The following is a 19,710-nucleotide window of genomic DNA, read 5'->3' on the forward strand; positions in this document are numbered from 1 at the left end:
CCGCCGGGACGCACGGCCGCGCCCCTCGCCGATACAAGCCGGCTCCAGGCCGTGCGCTGGACCCCGCGCAGCACGCTGACGCCCGGCCCCAAACTGACGCCCGCGCAACAGGACCTCGCCGACGACATCGTCAACGAGCTGCGCCATGAAATCGCCTCGACGGCGGCCTCGCCGCTCACCGCCCAATATCCCGAAGGCAGCATTCAGCGGGTCACGCAGCAGCGCATCCTGGCGCGCAACGCGCCGTCGCGCGAAGCGGCCCGCGTGAAAGCGCAGGCGTTGTTCGACCGGCCCGAGGCGCAGCAGCGGCAAGTCTTCGGCCGCTTCGCCGGCGTCGATCCCAATGCGGCCCGCGTCAGAAGCGATGCGGTCGATCCGGTTTTCAAGGCGAAGGTGCAAAAGGTTTTGGACGAGGACCAGCCGGTGAATTCCGAACTCGCCCAGCAATTAAAGGCGCCCTCGGCGAACCTTCCGAAACCCAGAACTTATGCGGAGATGATTCTTTCCAAGGAGCTCTCGCAATATGCGATGCATCTGACGATCAACGAGCCGCAGAAAATCCGCATCCGCTGGAACACCGAAGAAGAGGATGCGAGCTACGCGGTGTGGACGATACAGGGCTCCGTCGGCGCGCCGGCGCCGAAAATCGCCAAAGGCAACGCCGGGAGCGCGCCCGGCGGCGAATTCACGCTCGATCTCGCGGACATCCTGCCGCCGGCGCCGCCGGACAATTCCGTCAGCTATTTCATCCGCATCCAGCCGATGACCAGCGGCCGGTCGTCCGACCCGGCGGGGCCCGCCTCCCTGCCGATCACGATCACTTACGAAAAATCGACTTACGTTCAGCCGGCGATCAAGATTGAAGACAATCTCGGCCATTACCAGGCGCTGTCGTTTTATGTCGACAAGATCAAATGCCTCGACGAAACCAACGAAGCGGCGGATTCCGATCACATCCTGTTCGACGGATTTTACACCCTCGCCGACGGCGGGGTCGAGCATTTCGGGCTGTGGACGGTCAGCGACGATTTCGACAAAGGCGAAGTCGAGCCAGACGACCCGGACGACCGCCCGGTGCGCCAGGGAACCTTCTTTTTCTTCAACACCACGCCGGCCGGGGTCAATCTCCTCAGCCAGCCGCCCACCGACAATCACCGCATTCCCTGGCCGCGCACCTATACGTTCAACCTGTTCATGGCCGAACGCGATCCGGGCGGCGGCTTCGGGGAATTCATGGAAGCGGTGATCCAGAAGCTGCTCGACAAGCTGGAGCCGATCATCAAGGACCATCTGGACGGGCTGATCGGCGCCGGCATCGGCGGGGCGATCGGCAGCGCGATTCCGATCCCCGGCCTCGGCACGCTGATCGGCGTCGCCGTCGGCGCCATTCTCGGCGAAGCGCTCGGCGCGCTGTTCGACTGGCTGAAGGAATTATTCACCGATTCCGACAATCCGCTGGACGACAAGCGGGTCGAGCTCAACTTGCCCTCTTCCAGCGCAGCGGAAATCCACAAGCTGCCGGGCACGGTGAAATCGCTGCCGAACGGCAAGACCGAATTCATCAGCCCGACCCAGACCCTCACCTTCCAGGGGCTCGGCGGCAAATACGAGGTCGACGTCTTCTGGCGGGCCCATAAGCGCGTGATGGATTACTGATCCGCCCGCGCCTCGCCGCTTAAAAAGGCCTTCGCGCCCGGGCTGTGATCGCCGTCACAGCCCGCCGCGTCTCCCGGCCCTATCGTGAACAGCGAACCGGGAGACGAACTCATGAAATGGCTTTTATCGCTTTCCATCGCGCAGACCGCCCTCATCGCCATGCTGGGCCTGCGCGTTGTCGCCATCGATCTTGAAACCGACGCGATTGCGAAAAACGTCGACGCCGCGCGCCGCGCCGCCGAAGCGGGACGTCTCTCAAGCCAGACCGCGCCGTCATGGGAAAACGCGTCCGCGCCGTCGCTGACGGCCGAAGAGGCGCGCCTCATCCTGCGCGAAGAACTCGCCGCCCTTGAACGCCCGGCGGCGCAGGCCGAACCGCCCGCCGCGCCTTCTGGCCCATCGCCGGAGGAGACGCGCCGCATGGCCGCGAATGTCGCCGGCGACATCAATTATTACAAAGGCGCCGGCGCCATCACCCCGACCGAGATGGAAATCCTGCAGACCAAGATCGCAAAGCTGCCGCTCGCCGAACGCCGCAACGCCCTGAGCGAGCTCGCGAGAGCCATGACCCGCGGCGAGATCGACGGGCTGATGTAATCCGCCAGTTCTTAAACCAGAGGGAGAATACGCATGAAACTGAAACGCAAATATCTGATCGCGGGGGTCGCCGCCGCTTTCGCCTCCACCGCCGCCATGGCCGGCATGGTCCAGCCCGCGAAAGTCGATGTGGATCTCGTCAATCTGATCGCCGGCGGCGATCTGTTGAGCGCGCGCTATGCGCCCAACAAGACCGAGTTCATCGGCTGCGGCGTCAGGAAATTCGACGACGGCGCCGGCGGGGCCACCGCCTTCGGCTTCTGCCAGGCCGAAGACGCCGAGGGCGACCGCGCCTTCTGCAACACCGACAATGAAGACCTCCTCGACGCCATCGAGGCGAGCGCCGATTACGGTTACGTCTCCTTTTCCTGGGACAAGAAGACCCAGCGCTGCACGCGCATCGGCTTTTCGAACCAGTCTTTCTATGTGCCGCCCAAGGTCGGCAGCAATCTTTAAGAGCCTGAACGAAACTCCGGCAATACAGCAAAAATCAAGATGATCAGATGTCAGCCAGCCACAGCACGATACGCCGCCAGGCTCTTATTCTTTCATGTAAGAGCCCCGGGACGCATCGTTTTCCGGCTGGCGAACGTCTGACAAACTCCCGCCTACATGGCTTTGACGACTATTCGTTTGGGCTCTGAGACTTCAGTTGCGTATCGTTGCGTAAGCCGCGCCGGACGGCCCTCTCCCGTCCGGCGCGGTTTTTCACGCCGCCTTGCCGATTTGTCATGAAAACGCGCGCATTCTCCCGGAATCGCGCCGCTTTTCCGCCGTCTTCGCCCGCCAGAACCGCCGCATTTGCATGGGGCCGCGCCGGGCCAGTATAAGTCTTGCAAGGAAAACCGGCGGGACGGAAAACTGTGCGCGCGTTAAGGGTGTCGGCGGCGGCGTAAATGGCCAGAAACAAGAAACAATACGACAGAAGCGGGCTCTCCGCCGTGATCGCCAGTCTTTGGGGGGACCTGAAGCGCGGCGCGGCGGCGTTTCACGGCGACTTTTTAAAGCTTTTCGGCTTTTCGGAAAAACCGCCCGCCGCCAAAGAGCCTTACGCCGAAGCCTCGAAATATCCGAAGCTCCCCGGCGACGGAAAGGCCTGGCGCAATCTCTGGGGCTCGCTCGCGCTCGCCGTCGTCTCCCTCGGCTTTCTCGGCGTTGCTTTCGTTCTCGGCCTCGCCTTCATCGCCATGGCGCCGCGCGTGCCGGACGGCGCGGATCTGTGGAACGTCAACCGCCAGGCGGCGATCATCGTCCTCGACCGCAATGGCGAGGAGATCGCCGCGCGCGGCGCGCGCTATGGCGAACATGTGGAGCCCGCCGAGCTGCCCGATCATCTGATCAAGGCCATTCTGTCTACGGAGGACCGGCGCTTTTACGAACATGGCGGCGTCGATTTGCGCGGCATGACCCGCGCCATGATTTCCAACCTAAAGGCCGGAACCGTGGTCGAGGGCGGCTCGACCATCACCCAGCAGCTGGCGAAGAACCTCTTCCTGTCGCCGCGCCAGACTTATGAGCGCAAGGCGCGCGAGGCCCTGCTCGCCCTGTGGATCGAGGGCCATTACACCAAAGACGAAATCCTCTCGCTTTATCTCAACCGCATCTATCTCGGGGCCGGCGCCTATGGCGTCGAATCGGCGGCGCAAACCTATTTCGGCAAGTCGGCCCGCGACGTGACGCTCGCCGAAGCGGCGATGCTCGCCGGTCTGCCGAAAGCGCCCTCCACTTACGCGCCGACGCAAAACCCGCAAGGCGCGCAGCGGCGCGCCGGCCAGGTTCTCGACAATCTTCTCGATATCGGCGCCATCGAACCTTTCGCCGCCCGCGAAGCGCGCCAGAACCCGCCTTCCATCGTCACGCAGAATGTCGATTCCGGCCTCGGCTATTTCTTCGATTACGCCGCGGCGAAAGCGAAAAAACTGGCGCCGAACGCTGTGGGCGACGTCATCGTCCACACCACCATCGATCAAAAACTGCAGCGCGACGCGGAAGCCGCGGTGAAAGCCGCGATGACTGTCGAGGCGCGCCTCAAAGGCGCCGACCAGGCCGCGCTCGTCGCCTATGACGCGGACGGCGCGCTCAGGGCCATGGTGGGCGGGCGCGATTATAAAGAAAGCCAGTTCAATCGCGCCGTGCAGGCGAAGCGCCAGCCGGGCTCAGCCTTCAAGCCGTTCGTCTATGTCGCCGCGATGGAGGCGGGGTTGACGCCGCAATCGCGCTTTATCGACCAGCCCATCGACATCGATGGCTGGAAGCCCACCAATTACACGCCCGGTTACAGGGGCCCCGTGCGCATCGCCGAAGCGCTGGCGAAATCCATCAACACCGTCGCCGTGCAGGTCACCGAACAGGTCGGCCGCGGCAAGGTCGCCGAAGCCGCCAAACGCCTCGGCATCAAATCGGACGTGCCGCCGCACCGCTCCATTTCCCTCGGCGCCGTCGACGTGACGCTGGAGGAGCTTGTGGGCGCCTATATCCCCTTCGCCCGCCACGGCCTCGCGCCCGAGCCTTACGCCATCGAAAAGATCGAAACCCGCGACGGCGAGATGATCTTTGAGCATGAAAACGGCGAGCCGCCGCGCGTCATGACTGACGACGTCGCGGAAAAGATGAACCACCTGCTCTATCAGGTGATGCTGTCGGGCACGGGCCGGCGCGCCGCCCTCGGCCGGCGTCAGGCGGCGGGCAAGACCGGCACCACCAATGACTGGCGCGACGCCTGGTTCGTCGGCTACACGCCGCAGATCATCGCCGGGGTCTGGGTCGGCAATGACGATTACACGCCCATGGAGCATGTGACCGGCGGCACCATCCCCGCGACGATCTGGAAAGACTTCATGCTGTCCGCCCATCAGGGATTGCGGCTCGCCTCCATCGACGGCGCCTATCCGGCGGTCTCCTACGCCTCGGAGCCCTTGCTCCTCAATTTCTATGCGGAGGTTTCGCGCGGGCTCAACCGCGTGCGCCGCGACGGCAATGAGCGCCGGTTCCGGCGGTAAAAGAAAACGGCTCCGCTGGTGAGGCGGAGCCGTCAGGCGCGTTTCTCCGGTCTCGGGGGCGATGAGAGCTATGTCAGAGAAACGCGGCGAGGGCGGCGAAATAGCCGGTTAGAAGGATGGCGACGGCGCTGACGCCGGCGGCGCGGTACATGAGGGGCTCCTTTTTTGTTAGCGGTCTGCTGTCTTGCGGGCAGGATGTGTGCTCGCGCCGGCCTTTAAACAAGCAATCGGAACTGTATTTTCCGATAGTTTTTTCCGATCAAAATAGCCCCGCCTCAGCGCACCGCAAGATCCTTGAACTTGCGCGCGGCGACGTCGCGCGCCACCCCGGCGATGGCGCGATAAGCCTCGCCGCGGCCGGCGCTTTTGCGCCAGGCCAGCCCGACGCTGCGCGTGATGCTGCGGCCTTTCAGTTTTTTCACGACGACTTCGCTGCGCGCCGTGATCTCCGAATGAACGTAAAGCGAGGGCAGGAACGCCGCGCCCATATTCATGCCGGTCATCAGCCGCAGCGCGTCGAGGCTGGTGCCTTCATAATCGCGCACGAGGCGCGCGCCGAAGGTTTCGCAAAGGGCGGCGATCTGATCGTAAAGATGATAGCTCGGATTGAGGGTCAGGACGTCAAGCCCTTTCAGCGCCGAGACGGACACCGTCTCCTCTTTCGCCAGGGGATGATCGCGGGCCAGCGCAAGATAAAGCGGCTCGCTGAACAAAGGCTCGGCCACAAGCTCGGTCCCGGCGAGGGGAAGCTGGGTGAGAATGACGTCATGCACGCCGCGCGCAAGCTCGTCTTCGAGCTGGCGCGGTTCGCTCTCGCGCACGTAAAGGCGAAGGTCTTTGTGCGTGCGGTGCAGCGCGGCGACCACATGCGGCAGGAGGTAAGGCCCCAGCGTGGGCTTGGCGCCGAGCCGGATGACGCCGGCGAGGCCCTCTTGCGCCTCTTCGGCGAAATCGGCGACGCCCTGAACCTCGTTCATGATGCGCCGCGCGCGCTGCGCCACTTCGCGCCCCGCAGGCGTGAGGACGACGCCGGCGCGGCTGCGCTCCGCGAGGCGCAGGCTGAGCTCGGATTCGAGATTTTGAATCTGGGCGCTCAAGGAAGGCTGGGTCATGTCCAACCGTTCGGCCGCCCGGCGGAAATGCGCGGTGTCTTCAACCGCCAAAAGGCATTGCAGCTGTTTCAGCGTGATCATCGACCGTCTCCGCGCCTTCTGATGATAGAAAATTCCTATTAAAATATAATTTCTGATCTAGTTTTCAATATGCCGGCGCCGCCTACATCGAAACCGACGCCGACAAGGAGAAGGTTTCATGTTCGATTACAGTCCCAGGGACGCGCAGTCCCCTTTTTTCGATGACGGACAAAGCGCGTCCCGCAGCCCGGCCATGAAACCCGGGCGCAAAGCCGCGCCGGACAAGCCCCGCCCTTTTGAGATCGTCGCGCTGTGGGGCGAAAACGCGGCGGAACTGCGCCGCGCCATCGACAACGAAACCGACTGGGGCCCGTTCGAACTGGCGGAAATGAAGCCGCTCGGACACGACGCGTTCGGCGCGCTGCGCATTCTATGCCGTTTCGACTATCACGGCGATGCGAGCGCCCGCAGTCATTTCGAAGACGATTTGCGCGCAAGGCTTTCAACCATCACCTGCTGGAAAGAAGCGCCGCACCCGCAAGACCTTTAATCCGCAACCGATAAGATTCCCATCATGACCTCCGCAAGATTGAAAAACTTCATTCACAGCGACGCCTTTATCGGCGTCATGCTGATCGCCGCCGCGCTCTTCGCCCTCCTGGCGAGCAACAGCGCCTTCAGCAGCTATTACAATGCGCTTCTCGGCACGCCGGCGGCGGTCGAGATCGGCGCCTTCGCAATCGAAAAGCCGCTCTTGCTGTGGATCAATGACGGTTTGATGGCCGCCTTTTTCTTTCTCGTCGGCCTTGAAGTGAAACGCGAAATCCTCCGCGGCAAACTGTCGAGCTTCGACAAGGCCTCGCTGCCCGTCTTCGCCGCGATCGGCGGCATGGCGGTCCCAGCCCTCATTTATATCCTCTTTACCTGGAACGATCCCGCCGTGATGAACGGCTGGGCCATACCGGCGGCGACCGACATCGCCTTTGCGCTCGGTTTTCTCGCCCTGGTGAGCATGGGCGCGCCGGCGAGCCTCAAGGTCTTCCTGCTGGCCGTCGCCATCATCGACGATCTCGGCGCCATTGCGATCATCGCGCTGTTTTACACCGCGGATCTCTCGCTCACGATGCTCGGTTTCGCCGGCGCCGGCGCCGCGCTGCTCGCGGCGCTCAATCTGGCGGGCGTGAAGCGCACGGCGCCCTACATCCTCATCGGCGCCCTGGTCTGGGCCTTCGTTCTGAAATCGGGCGTGCACGCGACGCTCGCCGGCGTCGTCACCGCCCTGATGATTCCCATGGACGGGCGCAAGCCGGAAGATGCGTCTCCCTTGCAGCGGCTCGAACATGGCCTGCACCCCTGGGTCATCTTCGCCGTGCTGCCGCTCTTCGCTTTCGCCAATGCCGGTCTGTCTTTCAAAGACCTGCCGGCCTCGGCCTTCGCCTCGCCGGTGGCGCTGGGCGTGGCGCTCGGCCTGTTTATCGGCAAGCCGCTGGGCGTGCTCGGCGCCGCGGCCGCGGCGGTCCGGCTCGGCTGGGCGCGCCTGCCGGAAGGCGCAAGCTGGACGCAACTGGCCGGCGTCGCCGCCTTTACGGGCGTCGGCTTCACCATGAGCCTGTTCATCGGCGGCCTCGCCTTTGACGACGCGGCGCTGTTGAACGAAGTGCGGCTCGGCGTCCTTGCGGGATCGCTCGCCTCAGGCCTCGCCGGCTGCGCGCTGATCCTGGCGGCCCGGCGCGAGAAGAAACGCCCGGCGCGCGCGCGCCCAAGCCGCGCGCTCGGCGGCGCAAGAGCCTGCGCCTGACGGCGGGCCGCTCCGCCCAGAAGGCCAGCGCAGGCGATCTCATGATGACAATGATCAGGGCGCGCGATAACGCGCGCCCTTTGCTTTCCTGCGCTGTCGTCAGCAGACCGATCTTCTGCTAGACGAACTTCAAAACCAACGGGGCGGACAATCAATACCATGTTTCGAACGCTGAAATCCTGCTCGAATGTCGCGGACATGCGCTTGCTCGCCAAGCAGCGCCTGCCGGGGCCGATCTTCCATTATATCGACGGCGCGGCGGACGACGAAGTCACCTATCGGCGCAACACCCAAAGTTTCGAGCAATGCGACCTCGTGCCGAACGTGCTGGCCGGCGTTGAAGACATCGACATGTCGGTGACGGTGATGGGCCAGAAGCTCGATATGCCAGTCTTCTGTTCGCCCACCGCCCTGCAGCGCCTTTTCCACCCGGATGGCGAGCGCGCCGTGGCTTTGGCGGCGCAGAAATTCGGCACCATGTTCGGGGTCTCCTCACTCGGCACCGTCACCCTGAAAGAAATCGGCGAACTCATCTCCACGCCGAAGATGTTCCAGTTCTATTTCCATAAAGACCGCGGCCTTAACGACGCTATGGTGCAAAAGGCGAAAGAGGCGAAGTTCGACGTTCTCGCGCTCACCGTCGACACCATCACCGGCGGCAACCGCGAACGCGATTTGCGCACCGGCTTCACGTCGCCGCCGCGCCTGACGCCGGCGAGCCTCGCCAGTTTCGCCGCGCATCCCGCCTGGGCGGTGAATTATTTTCTGAGCGGCGGCTTCGAGCTCTCGGAACTTAAGGACTACATCAAGGAAGGCTCGAACGTCTCGATCTCCATCGGCGAGTATTTCTCCTCAATGCTCGACCAGTCCATGAACTGGAAAGACGCTGAAAGCTTGCGCGCGCAATGGGGCGGGCCGTTCTGTTTGAAAGGCGTGATGAGCGTCGAGGATGCGCGCCGCGCCGCCGAGATCGGCGCCGACGCGATCATGGTGTCGAACCATGGCGGGCGCCAGCTCGACGGCTCGCGGTCGCCCTTCGACCAGATCGCGGAGATCGCCGACGCTGTGGGCGACAAGATCGAGATTATCTGCGACGGCGGGATCCGGCGCGGCACGCATGTCCTGAAAGCCCTCGCCGCCGGCGCCAAGGCCTGTTCGGGCGGGCGCCTTTATCTTTACGCGCTCGCCGCCGCGGGCCAGCCGGGCGTCGAAAAAGCGCTCGGCAATTTGCGCCTCGAGATCGAGCGCGACATGAAACTCGCCGGCGTGTCGAAAATCACCGATTTGAATCGCGACATGCTGCGCTGGCGGTAGAACATCGGGCGATAAGCTCGCATTCCTGTTAGCCCCCGCGCTTGCGGGGCTTTTTAGAGCTTGTTTAAGCGGCGTTTTGTTGCAGGCGGGCGATCTGCGCGGCGAGCCAGCCATGATGGCTTTCAAGCTCGGCGAGGAAGCCGCCATCCGCCGGCGCGTCGGCCAGCGCCTCCTCGATCCACAACCGCAAGACTCTTTCCTGCATGACGAGCCAGGACATAAGGCTTCTTTCTTCGGCGTGGCTGCGGATCATCTGACTCTCCCTTGTTTTTCTCCTCCCCCATAAATGGGGGAGGAAAGTCTCACTTTAAAATCCCTGCCGCCAGCTGACGGCGATCTTGTAATTGCGGCCCGGCTGGCTGACCCCGGCGGCGACCACGTCGTAATCGGCGTCGGTGACGTTGTCGGCGCCGAGATCGACGCGAAGCCCTTGCAAAGGACCCGACATCGGCGCCCACACGGCGTAAACGTCGCCCACCGTATAGCCGTCGCGGGCGTTGGCCGGATCGTTCACCTTGTCGAAGTCGGACGCGTGCGAGACCCGCGCGCCGAGACGAAAATCGCCGTTCAGGAATTTCACGCCGCCGTCGACAAACACCATGTCCGGCGACAGAACGCCCACATAATCGCCGCTGTCGACGTCTTCGCCGTCGATGGTGGAGAAATTGCCGCGCAGATAGAAATAAGGGCTGTCATATTGCGCCTCGAGCTCGACGCCGTCGAGTTCGGCGTTCGTCACATTCACATTGCGCGAATAATTGCCGAAGGGCTCGCCCGTGCCGCAGGGCGGCGCGCCCGGGAACAGCTGATCGGGCGTCAGGAAACAGGTGAAGGGAATGTTCACCTCGAGGTCGATGAGGTCCGTCACGTCCGACTGGTAATAAGAGCCTTTCGCCGTGAAGCGGTCGCCCTCGAACAGAACGCTGTCAAAATCGACGCCGGCGCCGACTTCCCAGGTTTGCGATTCCTCCGGCGTGAGATCCGGGTTCGGAATGAAGAAATTGGTGACGAAGGCCGGCGGCCCGAAGGGCCCGTATGGTCCCGGCACGGAGAGATTGGGAATCTCGAAGTGAATGTCGTCGGCGTAGATCTCGTTGAAGGACGGCGCGCGGAACGCCTCCGACCAGTTGCCGAAGACAATCAGTTCGGGAACCGGCTTCCAGGTCGCGCCCACTTTCGGCGAGATCGCCTCGTCGGCGGTGTCCGGATCGCCCGGCGCGGAATTTTCGAACCGGTCCCAGCGAACGCCGGGGATGAGCGTGACTTCGCCGAACGCGCCCTCCACCGCGAGCTCGCCTTGCGCGAAAGCCCCGTAGAAATCGGCGCTCGCGTCGGGCACGCCGCCGCGCGTGCCGTCGGCGGTCGCATTGTCCGTCCCGGTCTGTTCGTCGCGGTAATATTCGCCGCCATAGGTGAAGGTGAGCGAGGCCGCGCCTAGATCGAATTTCGAGCGGTTGTCAAAGGAGACGCCGAAGGTTTCGACCTCGCGGCTCACGACGCGCGTCGTGTCGACCTCGTCCTCGGTCACATTGTTGCGGGTGATATAGGCGACGAGATTGGCGTCGATGAGATCCGATGCCGGGTTGTAATTTGCCGTTCCCTGAATGGTGTTGGAATCGATGTCGCGGTCGACGAGTTCGTTGCCGGGCCCGGCGGTGTTGTTTCCTTGCGGGTTGGTCGGGTCGACGCTGTCGCCGCCATAGCGCATCCACGACGCCGACAAAGTGAGGTCGTCGCTGGGCCGGAAGGTGGTTTTCAAGAGAGACGACAGGATCTCGTCGTCGGCGGGCAGGGTCAGGCCGCTGCCGAGCTCGATGTCGCCGGAATTTCTCAGCGTGAAATTGCCGACAATGTCGACGCGCTCGTCTTCGCTGCGCCAGACGCCCGTGGCGCCGACGCGCCATTCGTCGTTGACGCTCTGATAACCGGAGGAAACCTTGACGCCCGCGCTCTGACCCTCTTCGAGGAGATCCTCAGCGGTAATCGTCCGCACCGCGATCACCCCGCCAAGTGCACCGGAGCCGTAAAGCGCCGAGGTCGGCCCGCGCACAACCTCCACCGCGCGCACGAGATCGGGATCGACGAAGAAACGCCCGTCATGGCCGGAGAGAAAACTCTGGCGCGCGCCGTCGAACAAGACGAGCACGCCTTCGCCGGAAAGTCCGCGCACATCCGGGGTCATGCCGGTGCGGCGCGGGCCGCCGCCGATCGCCGCGCCCGGCACGGCGTCGAACACGTCGGCGAGCGTCGACGGATTGAAGTCGTCGATGATGTCTTTGGGGATGACGGTGACTTCGCCGGCGTAATCGAAGGCCGGCATGGGATTGCGCGTCGCATAGACCGTGACCTCGTCGAGCTGGGCGAGATCGAACGCCGCAGCATCGCTCCCACCAGCGTCCGCCGCATCATCCGCGGCGGCGGCGCCCGCCGTCATCAGGACGACCCAGGCTGTTGTTCCCAAAAGCAAATTTTTTTCTCTCGCCCGCATGTCGGTTACGATCCCCAGCTACTTGCAAATAATTCTCAATTGCTGTTCCATAACAAGGAGGATTTGCGATTGCAACTTAGAATCATTCGCATTATGGAATTTTTCGACCCGCCGGGGCGTGACAGCGCGCGCCGCCGCGCCAGGCGGGAAAAGCCGGCCCGAAAGGGCGACCGCGCGCGCCGCGACAGTTTCAAAAGGACGACAGTCCCAGACCCGGGGAAGACAATGACCGCTCAAGCACAATCCAGCCCGCAATTTTCAAAGCCGCTTCTTTCCGCCTTCGCCCTCGCCGCCTTCGCCCTGTCGGCGTCAACCATGACGGGCTGCGCGACGACGGCGGCGGCGCCCGCCGCCGAAACGCAAAGCAGCAGCACGCAAGACGCTCAGTTCGAGAAAGACAGAAAAGCGATCCTCGCCATGGCGGGGACCTATCACGTCACCTTCGATTTCACCGAAACCGTCGCTTTCGACATCGACTACGCCCTGGCGCCGCAGAAAATTTCCAGCGGCAATGAAGTCGTGCGCGTGATCGCCGATGAAGGCGATTATATCAGCCTGCAGCACATTCTCGTGGTCGGCGGCGAAGACAAGTTTCCGGTGAAACACTGGCGCCAGGACTGGCGCTACGAACCGTCGAGCGTGCTTGTCTTCACCGGCGCCAATTCATGGGAGCGGCGCGACCTCTCCCCTTCCGAAGCGAAAGGCAAATGGAGCCAGACCGTCTATCAGGTGGACGACGCCCCGCGCTACGGCGCGCTCGGGACATGGAGCCACGAGGACGGCTATTCCTCCTGGACGCCGCCGGCGGAATGGCGCCCGCTGCCGCGCCGCGACGCCACCACCCGCGACGATTACCAGGCGGTCGAGGCGATCAACCGGCACACGATCACGCCGGACGGCTGGGTGCATGAGCAGAACAACACCAAGCTCATCCTCACCGGCGAGCGCCCGCAGGCGCTGGCGCGCGAGATCGGCGTTAACACTTACATGAACTCCGACGATTTCGACATCGCGGTCGCCGACGATTACTGGGCGGCGACGAAAGATTTCTGGGCGGAAGTCCGCGCCGAATGGGACCGCATCGAAGCAACTTATCGCGAATTCGGCCTGTCGGTGCAGGGCGAGCCGGAAGAGGTCTATATGAAAATCCTCGACCTCGCCGAAGCGGTCGAGGACGGCGAGAAGACCGCGTCCGTCGCCGCGCAAGAGGCCCGCGCCGTCATCGCAGACTATCTCGTCACCGATCCGGAGCCGCTTTCGGAACGCCTCGCCGGAACGGATTAAGCCTTTTCCCAAGGACCGGCGCGGCGGGCCCGGCATCACCGGTTTTCACTTTTGCGCGCGCCGCCGTCTTGTGATTGGCGCGCGCGCGGCGCCTTGGCTACGCCGCCGCCATGGACGTGCTCGACGACATTCTGGCGACGCTTGCGCTGAAAGGCGCGCTCTATTTTCGCACGCAGTTCTCCGCCCCCTGGGCGACGACCGTGCCCGAATTGAAAGGCGCGGCGCGGTTTCATCTGATCGTTGAGGGTCAATGCCATGTTTCGGTGGCCGGCGGCGCAACGCTGACGCTTGGCGCCGGCGATCTCATTCTTATTCCCGCAGGCCGCAGTCACATCCTGGCCGACCCTCCCGTGAATAGCGCGCCGCCGCTCGAAACCGTGCTGAAAGACGCAGGCTATGACGGCGAGGGCGTCTTTGTCGCCGGCGGCGATGACGGCGCCGCCGCGACGCAGATGATCTGCGGCCATTACACATTCCGCGACGGCGCCGATCATCCGCTGTTGCGCGCGCTTCCCGCCCAGCTTGTTTTTTCCGCCGCGGACCGAATGCGCGCGCCCTGGCTCGATGAAATCCTGCGGCTTCTGGCGCGCCGGGTGTTCGAGGCGGGGCCGGGCGCCGGCGCGGCGGTGACCCGGCTTTCCGAAGCGGCGTTCGTGGAAATGGTGCGGGCGGGCGCCGAAGGCGCGCCGGAAATGAAGCCGGTCCTCGCCGCCCTCGCCGATAGACAGATCGGGCGCACCCTGAGCCTGATGCATGCGCGCCCGCATGAAATCTGGACGGTGGAGGGGCTCGCCGGCGAAGCGGGCATGTCGCGCAGCCGCTATGCTGAAAAATTCCGCGCCCTGATCGGCATGAGCCCCCTCGCCTATTTAAGCGAATGGCGCCTGCAAAAGGCGCTGGCGCTTCTCGACAATCATCAATGCACCATCCAACAGGCCGCCGCGGAAAGCGGTTACCGGTCTCCGGCCGCTTTCACGCGCGCTTTCACCGCGAAATTCGGCGCCTCGCCCACAGCCTACCGTCGTCAGCGCGCCTGACATTTGCAGATCGTCCCGAAAATGTTGCCCGCCATCCCGAACTTCCGCCCGATTATTGATCGACCCTCCCGCCCCGATCAAATGGGCGTCGTCGAACAACGACGCCGGATCGCAAAAGCGGTCCGCTTACAGATTAAAAGGAGAATCCCATGAAATCGAAAATGCTCGCCCTTTTGGCGCTGACCGCCGCCGCCATCGCGACCCCCGCCTTTGCCGCGGATGAAAACAACGCCGCCCCGGGCCTTACCGCCGCAGGCGCTCCCCTGGGTCTTCACGGCGTCGATCCCGTCGCCTTTGTGGAGATCGGCAATCGCGTCGAAGGAACCGCCGAATTCACCGCCGTTCACGACGGCGTCGCCTATTACTTCGCGACGCGCAAGAACATGAACGCCTTCAAACGCGCGCCTGAAAAATTCCTGCCGGCCAATGGCGGCTTTTGCACGTTCGGCGTGTCGGTGGGCAAGAAATTCGACGGCGACCCGCAATACGCCGACATCCACAACGGCAAGCTCTACGTCTTTCTCAACGAAGACGTCTTCCGCAACTATCAAAAGAACAAGGACGGCGTGATCGCCAAAGCGGAAAAGAACTGGGCGAAGATCCAGCACGCCGCCGCCGGCGACCTTTAATTTTCACCCCCCGATAACGGCGCCCCCGCGGGGGCGCCTTTTCATGGAGACATCATGACCATTCTCGATCACTTGAGCGTCGGCGTTCCTTCGGTCGAAGACGCCGCCGAGTTCTATGACGGCCTGATGGCGACGCTCGGCGCCAAAAACCTCCTGCAAAACGAAGCCCTCGCCGCCTACGGCGTCGACGCGCCGATTTTCCTGATCATGCGTCCCTATGACGGCAAGGCGCAGACCGCCGGCAACGGGACCCATATCGGCTTCCGGGCGCAAAGCCGCGACATGGTCGATGCGTTTCACGCCTATGCGCTGGAAAAAGGGGGCGTCTGCGAAGGCGAGCCCGGACCGCGGGCCGCATACCCCAACCCCGAGGTTTACACCGCCTACGTGCGCGATCCTTTCGGCAACAAGCTGGAGGTGATCTTTAACGGCTTTTCGGCCTAGCCCGCCCTTCGCCCAAGAGCGGGTTTGGGGCGCGAGTCTGCTTCCTCCGGCTCGCGCCCCTTTACAATGCGCCCCGGCCTGTGCTCACCATCACAGCGAGGACGGGCGTCATGAAGTTTACTCAACTCATGACAACTGACGCCTGAAAATGAACGCAATTTGAACCATCCGCGGTCATAAGCGTTCGGTAAGCAGGGAGTCGCACTGCTAGGGGACAAGCCCATGGGTTCGGGTACTAAAGCGATCGTCAAAGATCCGATCTACTGCAACGCCAGCGGCGCGCGCGAAACAGCGCCTTGCGGAGAGTACATCATCGACAACCGATGCGACTGCGTGCTGCTTTGCAAGAACAGCGGCGAAAAGAGCTTCACCCTCTCCCTCGACGCCTTCATCCAGCACCTGACCGAAGGCCGCATCGCTTTCGTCGGCTAAGCCGGGTCGGCTAAACCGCCTTAAAACTCGATCAGTTCTTCCGGCGCGTTTTCAGGCGGCGGCGGATCTTGCGCGAGGCGCCAGCCGGTTCCGTCATTGCAGGCCGCGCCTTCCCATTCATAGCGCTCGGAATAGACGTTCACCCGCTGGGTGAAATTGCGGCAGAGCAGCGGCCGGCGCATGGGGCCCCCGGCGAGTTCGAGCTCGGCGCCCGGCGCCTCGATCAGAAGATCGCCGAAAACATAGCCGCGCACCGCGCCGTCGACGGCGACAAGCATCCAGTTCCTGTCGCGAACCCGGCCCACCACGTCGACGCCGGTGCCGGACGGCAGCACTTCCACGGCCTTGTTGTCCGTGCCGGGGCCGGTGCGGATGTTCGAATTGCGCGTCAGCACGTAAAGCCCGAGCTCGGTCTCCATCACATGGGCGAGATCGAAATCGCCGCGCGCCGCCGCAATGCGCGCGCGCGGATCGGGTTTCAGATTGGCGATGGCGTAGCCTTGCGGCGTCACTTCGCCGACGGCGCGATCGCCCCGCCAGCTCTGCGCCGAGCCTGTCTCCATGGCGCGCGTGAAGGCGGCCGCAAGCGCGTCGCGATCGCCGCCATTGAGCCGGTCTCCGGCCGGCGAGCCGCCCGCATAGTTAACGCCGCCGCTTTCGAACGGGCTGATGTCCGACAGGCTCGAACAGGCGCCGAGCGCCAGCGCCGCCATGAGCATTAACGCCGACCGCCTGAAATCCATGCGCGTTTCGCCAGCCATCCGGTCTTCTCCTTTGCATCGACTCAATCGACGGATTTTTTACCTTTGTTGCACACTCTGCCCGGCTTGTGGAGTGAGCGGCGATGACGGCGGGAGCATCTCGGCTTTTAGAGCTGATGGACAAGGCTAATGACGCCGCGCCGAACGCGCGCAGCGCTCTGTTGCGCGCGCTCGCCGATATTTTCCTTGCCGGACCGGACCGTTTCAGCCCCGCCGAACGGGAACATTTCGACGCCATTCTCACCGTCCTCATCCGGGAGACGGCGCCGGCCCTGCGCCGTGAAATCGCCGAACGCCTCGCCGACGCGCCCGCCGCCCCGAAAGGCGTTCTTCTGACGCTCGCGCGCGACGAGATCAATGTCGCCGAACCGGTGCTGCGCCGGTCGAAGGCGCTCTCCGACCAGGACCTCATCGCCGTCATCGGCGAGCGCGGCCCCGCCCATATGAAGGCCGTCGCCCGGCGCCGCGAGATCGGCGAAGCCGTTTCGGAAATCCTTGCCGAACAAGGCGATGACGAAACCCTTGTCTGTCTTGCGAAAAACCAGGGCGCGCGCTTTTCCCTGCGCGCCATCCACACGCTGATCCACGAAGCGCGCCGCCGCCAGGCGCTGCAGGAGCCGCTCACCGGACGTCACGACCTGCCGCCGCAGCTTTTGACGCAGCTTTATTTCTTCGTCTCCACGCATCTCAAAAAGGAGATTCTCGCCCGCGCCGACTTCCTCGACCCGTCGCTTGTCGATGTCGCGGTCACGGCGAACCGCCGCCGCGTGCTCGATCAGGCGATGCGCGAGGCAGAAGCCCAGCACTCCGACGCCAAGCGCTTCATCGCCGACGCGATCCGCGCCGGGGCCGTCGACGAGGCGCTCCTGAAATCGCTTATTTCAGAAAAGCAGTATACGGAATTTCTCTTCGCCTTCGCCTGGCTCGCCGGCGTCGACATGAGCGCCGCCCAGACGATCCTGAAAGACCGGACCTTCGAATCCCTCGCCGTCGTCTGCCGCGCCGCGGGGATCGAACACCAGACTTTCGCCAAGATCGTTTTCAGCCTGCGCCGCGACAACGACGCCAAGGCGAAGGCGCTGAGGATCCTCGACATCTATGAGAAAGTGCCGGCCGAAGCGGCGGAGCGCATCATGCGCTTCTGGCGCATGCGCACCAAAGAAGGCCGCGACGCCGCCTTCATGAGCTATGGCGAGGACGAAGCGGCTGAGCCCGGCAGGCAAACGGGCGCGCTTTAAAAGAAGCGCGCCTGAGAACACCAAGCCTAATCCAGAAAGGCCCGCCCCTCGCGGTCCTCGATCTCGACGACCCACAGGTCCGGATCGATGGAGACTTCCTTTTCGAGCCAGCGGTCGATTTTCGCTTCGATGTCTTCGCTGCTTTCTTCTTCAAACGGCTCGCGCCAGACCGGATTGCCGTCGAGGTCGCGGCTCTGAACGTAAAGCTTAGCCGCGCCCGGCCCCTGATAAAGCTTCACCGCCACCGCGCCCGCATCCGGGTCGCCGCGCCGCACGACGACCGCAAAGGCGCCTTCGCCTTGCGCCCGGCGCAGCTGCGCCGAGACGCGGATTTCGGTTTTAAGGCGCGGTTCGGTCATAAGGCGAAGCTGGCGCGGACTGCAGAACCCGTCAACGTCAAGACGCGTTAAGCCGCGCTGCGGCCGTTCTTGCCGGTTTCCTGGCCGGGCAGCGCATCGTCGCCGGCTTCTTTTTCGGCAAGAGCCGCGCGTTCGCGGCGGAACTGCGCGACCCGGTCGAGCTGGCTCTGGATGTCGCCGCCGACGGAGAGCCCCTCGCCGGCCATGTCGGCGAGCGACTTGCGCACGGGGAGCGAGAGCGTCGCGACGGCGCCTTCCCCCGGCGCGGAGGAAAGCTCGAGCGCGCCGCCATGAAGCTTGGCGAGCGAGAAAGCGAGCGACAGGCCGAGGCCCGACCCCGGCGCGCCCCGGACGCCGCTTTTATGGAGCCCGGTAAAGCGCTCGCCGAGACGGGCGAGCGCCATCTGGCTCATGCCGACGCCGGTGTCGGAAACCCGGAAGACAAGGACGCCGTCTTTTTCAAAGACCTTAAGGCCGACTTCACCGGCCTCGGTGAACTTCACCGCATTGGAAAGAAGATTGATCAGGATCTGTTTGACCGCGCGGGCGTCGAGCATGGTCTCGGGCAGGCCCTCGGCGATCTCGACGCGCAAGGTCAGCCCCGCCTTTTCCGCCTCGCCGCGAATCATCTCCGCGCAAGCCTTCGCCAGCGGGCCGGGCTCGGCGAGCGCCGGGGCGAGCTGGTAGCGCCCGGCGTCGAGCTTGGCGCGATCGAGGATGGCGGCGATGAGGTCGGCGAGATGGCCGCCGGACGAGCGGATATGGCCGGCATATTCCCGGTATTTTTCATTGCCGAGCGGGCCGAAGGTTTCCTGCTCCATGGCGTCGGCGAAACCGAGAATGGCGTTGAGCGGGGTTTTGAGCTCGTGGCTGAGATCGGCCAGCAGCTCCGGCGAGACGCCCTTCGAGGACGCATCCTCGGCAGGCGCCATGCGGTCGGCGCGCGCCGCGGCGAGCTCGGCCCCGCGGTCGCGGATCAGCGCCGTCAGGCCCGCCCCGCGCCGGGCGAGGGAAATCTCGGCGAAAAGCGGCGGCTGGCCGGGCCGCAGGAGCCGGACGCAGACCCGCTCGGCGGGGCCGCCTTTTTCCGCCGCGCCGGCGCGCGCCAGCGCGTCTTTGAGGCCCGCCCGGTCCTCCCGGGCGATGAAATCGGCGAGCGCGCGGGCGGAAAGGCCGCCCTCCGCGCCGATCAGCGCCTCGGCCCCGGGGCTCGCCGAGCGCACCGTCCCGTCGGCGCTCAGCGCCAGCACGGGATCGCCCGCGCCCGAGCGCCATTGCGGCCCGCGCGGCTGAAGACCCAGAAGTGAGGCGAGGCGAAAGCCCATGAATGCCGGTCCCGGTTCAAAGGCCGCCGGCGCAAAGGACGGGCGGCCCGATTCGTTAACGCGCCTTCACCATGCGCCAGGCGTCGTTAACAAAAGATAAATCGCCTTTTTGGCGGAAATCGTGGGATTTCGGGGCGAAAAGCCGTTTTGCGGGGCCCGGTTTCCCGGGCGAATATTAATATTTCGGATGGGCGCCGCGGACCGGTCGAATTTGAT

Annotated in this window: 18 protein-coding genes and 1 pseudogene; 13 read left to right on the top strand and 6 right to left on the bottom strand. The window is 64.1% G+C overall.

The features are described 5' to 3' along the window. From CW354_RS23570 to CW354_RS19800, 4 genes and pseudogenes are all read left to right on the top strand, one after another. Nucleotides 1–1,656 (top strand): annotated as a pseudogene (locus tag CW354_RS23570) (hypothetical protein); the annotation flags it as partial. A gap of 111 nt (nucleotides 1,657–1,767) precedes the next feature. Continuing rightward, the gene (locus CW354_RS19785) at nucleotides 1,768–2,253 is read left to right on the top strand and encodes a hypothetical protein (protein ID WP_104831845.1); all 486 of its coding nucleotides are present in this window, start codon (nucleotides 1,768–1,770) and stop codon (nucleotides 2,251–2,253) included. Nucleotides 2,254–2,286: 33 nt separating this feature from the next. Continuing rightward, complete coding sequence (locus CW354_RS19790) at nucleotides 2,287–2,709, top strand: hypothetical protein (protein WP_104831846.1); 423 nt, start codon at nucleotides 2,287–2,289, stop codon at nucleotides 2,707–2,709. Nucleotides 2,710–3,149: 440 nt separating this feature from the next. Further along, nucleotides 3,150–5,252, top strand: coding sequence for a transglycosylase domain-containing protein (locus tag CW354_RS19800; protein ID WP_104831848.1), 2,103 nt, complete (start codon nucleotides 3,150–3,152; stop codon nucleotides 5,250–5,252). A 275-nt stretch (nucleotides 5,253–5,527) separates the two neighbouring features. Here CW354_RS19800 and CW354_RS19805 read toward each other — a convergent pair whose 3' ends face one another. Then, nucleotides 5,528–6,445, bottom strand: coding sequence for a hydrogen peroxide-inducible genes activator (locus CW354_RS19805; RefSeq protein ID WP_104831849.1), 918 nt, complete (start codon nucleotides 6,443–6,445; stop codon nucleotides 5,528–5,530). A gap of 118 nt (nucleotides 6,446–6,563) precedes the next feature. Between CW354_RS19805 and CW354_RS19810 the strand changes: the two genes are divergently transcribed. The 3 genes from CW354_RS19810 to CW354_RS19820 all read left to right on the top strand — a co-directional run bounded on the left by CW354_RS19810 (nucleotide 6,564) and on the right by CW354_RS19820 (nucleotide 9,497). Further along, nucleotides 6,564–6,935 (top strand): hypothetical protein, encoded by a 372-nt coding sequence (locus tag CW354_RS19810; RefSeq protein ID WP_104831850.1) that lies wholly within the window; start codon nucleotides 6,564–6,566, stop codon nucleotides 6,933–6,935. Between the two features lie 24 nt (nucleotides 6,936–6,959). Next, a complete protein-coding gene (gene nhaA, locus CW354_RS19815) occupies nucleotides 6,960–8,183 on the top strand; it encodes a Na+/H+ antiporter NhaA (protein ID WP_104831851.1) in 1,224 nt (407 codons plus the stop codon). A 159-nt stretch (nucleotides 8,184–8,342) separates the two neighbouring features. Continuing rightward, nucleotides 8,343–9,497, top strand: a complete 1,155-nt coding sequence (locus tag CW354_RS19820; RefSeq protein WP_207764931.1) for an alpha-hydroxy acid oxidase — start codon at nucleotides 8,343–8,345, stop codon at nucleotides 9,495–9,497. Between the two features lie 64 nt (nucleotides 9,498–9,561). Here the strand turns inward: CW354_RS19820 and CW354_RS19825 are convergent, their stop codons facing one another. Beyond that, nucleotides 9,562–9,750, bottom strand: coding sequence for a hypothetical protein (locus CW354_RS19825; protein WP_104831852.1), 189 nt, complete (start codon nucleotides 9,748–9,750; stop codon nucleotides 9,562–9,564). Nucleotides 9,751–9,804: 54 nt separating this feature from the next. Then, nucleotides 9,805–11,958, bottom strand: a complete 2,154-nt coding sequence (locus CW354_RS19830; protein ID WP_165793859.1) for a TonB-dependent receptor domain-containing protein — start codon at nucleotides 11,956–11,958, stop codon at nucleotides 9,805–9,807. A gap of 252 nt (nucleotides 11,959–12,210) precedes the next feature. Here CW354_RS19830 and CW354_RS19835 point away from each other — a divergent pair, with 252 nt between their 5' ends. The 5 genes from CW354_RS19835 to CW354_RS19855 all read left to right on the top strand — a co-directional run bounded on the left by CW354_RS19835 (nucleotide 12,211) and on the right by CW354_RS19855 (nucleotide 15,811). Then, nucleotides 12,211–13,269 (top strand): DUF6607 family protein, encoded by a 1,059-nt coding sequence (locus CW354_RS19835; protein WP_104831962.1) that lies wholly within the window; start codon nucleotides 12,211–12,213, stop codon nucleotides 13,267–13,269. 74 nt (nucleotides 13,270–13,343) lie between these two features. Further along, nucleotides 13,344–14,306: an AraC family transcriptional regulator gene (locus CW354_RS19840; RefSeq protein WP_207764932.1), complete on the top strand. Its 963-nt coding sequence runs from the start codon at nucleotides 13,344–13,346 to the stop codon at nucleotides 14,304–14,306. A 149-nt stretch (nucleotides 14,307–14,455) separates the two neighbouring features. Beyond that, nucleotides 14,456–14,935, top strand: coding sequence for a YHS domain-containing (seleno)protein (locus CW354_RS19845; protein WP_104831854.1), 480 nt, complete (start codon nucleotides 14,456–14,458; stop codon nucleotides 14,933–14,935). 54 nt (nucleotides 14,936–14,989) lie between these two features. Beyond that, nucleotides 14,990–15,379 carry a VOC family protein gene (locus tag CW354_RS19850; protein WP_104831855.1) on the top strand — a complete coding sequence of 130 codons (390 nt, stop codon included), beginning with the start codon at nucleotides 14,990–14,992 and terminating at the stop codon, nucleotides 15,377–15,379. Nucleotides 15,380–15,601: 222 nt separating this feature from the next. Continuing rightward, on the top strand, nucleotides 15,602–15,811 hold the full coding sequence (locus tag CW354_RS19855) for a hypothetical protein (RefSeq protein ID WP_104831856.1): 210 nt from the start codon (nucleotides 15,602–15,604) through the stop codon (nucleotides 15,809–15,811). Between the two features lie 20 nt (nucleotides 15,812–15,831). Here the strand turns inward: CW354_RS19855 and CW354_RS19860 are convergent, their stop codons facing one another. Then, complete coding sequence (locus CW354_RS19860; protein WP_104831857.1) at nucleotides 15,832–16,572, bottom strand: SH3 domain-containing protein; 741 nt, start codon at nucleotides 16,570–16,572, stop codon at nucleotides 15,832–15,834. Between the two features lie 83 nt (nucleotides 16,573–16,655). On the opposite strand from CW354_RS19860, the gene CW354_RS19865 reads away from it, so the two are divergent. Further along, nucleotides 16,656–17,810 carry a DUF2336 domain-containing protein gene (locus tag CW354_RS19865; RefSeq protein ID WP_104831858.1) on the top strand — a complete coding sequence of 385 codons (1,155 nt, stop codon included), beginning with the start codon at nucleotides 16,656–16,658 and terminating at the stop codon, nucleotides 17,808–17,810. A gap of 26 nt (nucleotides 17,811–17,836) precedes the next feature. Here the strand turns inward: CW354_RS19865 and CW354_RS19870 are convergent, their stop codons facing one another. Together CW354_RS19870 and CW354_RS19875 are read right to left on the bottom strand one after the other, a co-directional pair. Next, a complete protein-coding gene (locus CW354_RS19870) occupies nucleotides 17,837–18,169 on the bottom strand; it encodes a DUF1491 family protein (RefSeq protein ID WP_104831859.1) in 333 nt (110 codons plus the stop codon). 47 nt (nucleotides 18,170–18,216) lie between these two features. Next, nucleotides 18,217–19,494 carry a sensor histidine kinase gene (locus CW354_RS19875; RefSeq protein ID WP_104831860.1) on the bottom strand — a complete coding sequence of 426 codons (1,278 nt, stop codon included), beginning with the start codon at nucleotides 19,492–19,494 and terminating at the stop codon, nucleotides 18,217–18,219. Nucleotides 19,495–19,710 lie beyond the last annotated feature (216 nt).

Source organism: Hyphococcus luteus, from assembly GCF_002943565.1.
Taxonomy (GTDB): domain Bacteria; phylum Pseudomonadota; class Alphaproteobacteria; order Caulobacterales; family Parvularculaceae; genus Hyphococcus; species Hyphococcus luteus.

Coding starts and splice junctions, on each gene's coding strand:
- CW354_RS19785 (WP_104831845.1), top strand. CDS start 1,768: ATGAAATGGCTTTTATCGCTTTCCATCGCGCAGACCGCCCTCATCGCC.
- CW354_RS19790 (WP_104831846.1), top strand. CDS start 2,287: ATGAAACTGAAACGCAAATATCTGATCGCGGGGGTCGCCGCCGCTTTC.
- CW354_RS19800 (WP_104831848.1), top strand. CDS start 3,150: ATGGCCAGAAACAAGAAACAATACGACAGAAGCGGGCTCTCCGCCGTG.
- CW354_RS19805 (WP_104831849.1), bottom strand. CDS start 6,445: ATGATCACGCTGAAACAGCTGCAATGCCTTTTGGCGGTTGAAGACACC.
- CW354_RS19810 (WP_104831850.1), top strand. CDS start 6,564: ATGTTCGATTACAGTCCCAGGGACGCGCAGTCCCCTTTTTTCGATGAC.
- nhaA (WP_104831851.1), top strand. CDS start 6,960: ATGACCTCCGCAAGATTGAAAAACTTCATTCACAGCGACGCCTTTATC.
- CW354_RS19820 (WP_207764931.1), top strand. CDS start 8,343: ATGTTTCGAACGCTGAAATCCTGCTCGAATGTCGCGGACATGCGCTTG.
- CW354_RS19825 (WP_104831852.1), bottom strand. CDS start 9,750: ATGATCCGCAGCCACGCCGAAGAAAGAAGCCTTATGTCCTGGCTCGTC.
- CW354_RS19835 (WP_104831962.1), top strand. CDS start 12,211: ATGACCGCTCAAGCACAATCCAGCCCGCAATTTTCAAAGCCGCTTCTT.
- CW354_RS19845 (WP_104831854.1), top strand. CDS start 14,456: ATGAAATCGAAAATGCTCGCCCTTTTGGCGCTGACCGCCGCCGCCATC.
- CW354_RS19850 (WP_104831855.1), top strand. CDS start 14,990: ATGACCATTCTCGATCACTTGAGCGTCGGCGTTCCTTCGGTCGAAGAC.
- CW354_RS19855 (WP_104831856.1), top strand. CDS start 15,602: ATGGGTTCGGGTACTAAAGCGATCGTCAAAGATCCGATCTACTGCAAC.
- CW354_RS19860 (WP_104831857.1), bottom strand. CDS start 16,572: ATGGCTGGCGAAACGCGCATGGATTTCAGGCGGTCGGCGTTAATGCTC.
- CW354_RS19865 (WP_104831858.1), top strand. CDS start 16,656: ATGACGGCGGGAGCATCTCGGCTTTTAGAGCTGATGGACAAGGCTAAT.
- CW354_RS19870 (WP_104831859.1), bottom strand. CDS start 18,169: ATGACCGAACCGCGCCTTAAAACCGAAATCCGCGTCTCGGCGCAGCTG.
- CW354_RS19875 (WP_104831860.1), bottom strand. CDS start 19,494: ATGGGCTTTCGCCTCGCCTCACTTCTGGGTCTTCAGCCGCGCGGGCCG.